The organism is Neobacillus drentensis, from assembly GCF_036962765.1.
In the GTDB taxonomy this organism is placed as follows: Bacteria; Bacillota; Bacilli; order Bacillales; family Cytobacillaceae; genus Neobacillus; species Neobacillus drentensis_C.
Map to the genome: position 1 here is coordinate 1 of NZ_JBALOS010000195.1, position 2,385 is coordinate 2,385.

Here is a 2,385-nt window from a genome sequence, read left to right on the forward strand (position 1 = left end):
GATGAATGATTCTTTGAGTCCTTTTTATCACCAGAAGAAGATGAATGATTCTTTGAGTCCTCTTTATCACCGGAAGAAGATGAGGAGGTCTTTGCAGTCTCTTCTTCTATAGACCCTTTGAGAATGTTTGACACATGAGTTAATTTAATTAAGATTCGTTCATCACCGTTAATTAAGGTAGCAAAGTCTGTATCAATTTCGCTTAAAACGCCGGTAAATCTTTGTTTGTTGATAGTCAATATCGTTACCCAAGTATGTTGAAAGGAATGAAGTAAATCTGTTAAACTCTGTGTTTTTTGAAATTTTGACGTTGTTTTCTCAGGTTGAAACTGTCTAGTATTTTTAGTGATTGCTTGAATTTTATCAATGTTATAATAAAAAATGTATTTATTTTCGGTTTCCAGCACTACATGATCTGCCTCAACATCGATAAGTTTTCCTTTAAATACGTCTTCACCTACATAAAGATTTACACTAAAACCTTTTAATAAATCCAATGCAGCTGAAAATTTATCTAAACCCATGTTTAATCCTCCTTAAGAGATAATGGGTCGCTTCTCTAGTGGAGAAGCGACAATATTTTTTTTATTTATCTTTGTTATTACTGCTCTTGTTACTGCTCTTGTTACTGCTACTGCTCTTGTTACTGCTGCTGCTCTTGCTACTGTTGTCATTACCATTAGATTCATTGGAATTATCAACTTTCAGTCCATAGCTTATGTTTCGAATGTGATGCATCGAGACGCGGACAACTTCTTCTTTAAGAATCAGTGAAGCAAAATGTTTGTTTACATCGCTTAGTACGCCTTCTAATGATTCAGGACCGCCACGATTAATTTTCACCCATTGAAATCTTATTTTTCCTAAAAGCTTCTGAAAGGTATCAGCCTTTTTAAAATCAAGCTTATTTGGGACCTTCAATCCAAACTTCATATCATCTTTTGAACTTTCTGTGATACTTTTGACATGATTTGTCTTATAATATACGACCCCATCGTGTTCAGTTAAAATGGCAAAGAAGTCTTCAAATACTGCCAGTAATTTTCCACTTCTTGATTCTGGTCCTCCCCGGTCAACCCTAATTATTTTGCCGACAAATTGTTCCATCATTTCTCTCTCCATAAAAGAAATATCCTCCTTTAAATTAAATAAACATTTACACTGCATCTATATGTATCACGGGGTGATGTTGTACTAATAAAGGAGCCTTTTTTTACTGTTTTGGGTAAAAATAGGCAAAAAAAAAAGTATATGATTGAAATTCATATACTTTTTACCTTTATAAAGGATTTTAATTCTTTCTTAAGATAATCGTTTCTTTTTTTTATAAAGTTAAAATAAACCTTTTTTTCTAGCTCTAAGGATTCAGCTGTAGAGTTAATATATGGATCTAGACTCATGTGTGGTTTTAACGAATCAAATAGATCATCAATAATAGGTTTTTGGACTTCTAGAGTAAAGTCATTTTCTAAAATACTTGTGAGGATTTCATTATATAAGTTTCTAAAGTGTTGAAAGTGGAAAAGTCTAGCGGAAAGTGTGTTGAAGCCAGTCAATGGAACATAGTCATAATCAAGCTTCCTTCCATGAAGGTTTCTTCCCCAGGTACCATCATAATCCCACGGAGTAATTTCATATAGTCCAGTTTTACTATTTTTATATAATGCATAATTATGGATAAAACCATCATAATTCTGAACACATACTGCGCTAGATACCCATTTTAAGTATTTTTCAACATCCAATACTTGTGGGATTTCTTTTGCAAAATCTTCATTACTTAGAGCATTTATCATTGCAATGAATCTTTTTAAATCAACCATATCTTCTTGATCACCATATTTTAATGTGTATCCTTGGTCCAAACGTTTTTTTATTTCTTTTTTCTTAGTTATTAAGGAGAAATTTGCTCGATTATTGGTTGCATAAATAATGGCTCCATCCGGCAATTTTCTTTTTTTAAGGAGAAATTGATCAAAAGATTCAATTTCTAAATAAATGCCCTTATTTTTTCCATTGATATATAACAGAACATGCTGGGAGTGTGGAGAAATAACCCCAATTCGATCAAAGAAATCAAGTGATAATTTATTTCTACTTAATGATACATCTGAAAATTCTGCATTTAGATGGATTTCATGAGCTCCATTGACCTTGTAAGGTTTTTGAAAAACAATACGATAGGATTTTTTTTTCTTATCCCTTATCACGTTTCCTCGATAGGCTATTTTAATACTAATTCGATCCTCACCTATCCTTAATACGGCAGGTACTAATTCATCATTCCAAATGTCGTTATCCAATTTTCTTAACCACTTCGGATTAATTATAATTTCGTATTTTAACACTTGAATTCTCCTAAACAATATTTTTTCTAGATATATG

The 2,385-nt window shown here is 32.0% G+C and carries 3 protein-coding genes; all 3 read right to left on the reverse strand.

Annotated elements, in window-relative coordinates; translation table 11 throughout:
• The coding region (locus tag V7137_RS22030) for a hypothetical protein (RefSeq protein WP_335700053.1) at window positions 1-524 on the reverse strand (524 nt) is incomplete at its 3' end.
• Between the two features lie 61 nt (window positions 525-585).
• Window positions 586-1,122 (reverse strand): hypothetical protein, encoded by a 537-nt coding sequence (locus V7137_RS22035; protein ID WP_335700054.1) that lies wholly within the window; start codon window positions 1,120-1,122, stop codon window positions 586-588.
• A 140-nt stretch (window positions 1,123-1,262) separates the two neighbouring features.
• On the reverse strand, window positions 1,263-2,385 hold a 1,123-nt coding region (locus V7137_RS22040; RefSeq protein WP_335700055.1), incomplete at its 5' end, for a CotH kinase family protein.

Bases quoted from the DNA above. Each gene is read 5' to 3' on its own strand.
- V7137_RS22035 (WP_335700054.1), bottom strand. From the start codon at position 1,122: ATGGAGAGAGAAATGATGGAACAATTTGTCGGCAAAATAATTAGGGTT.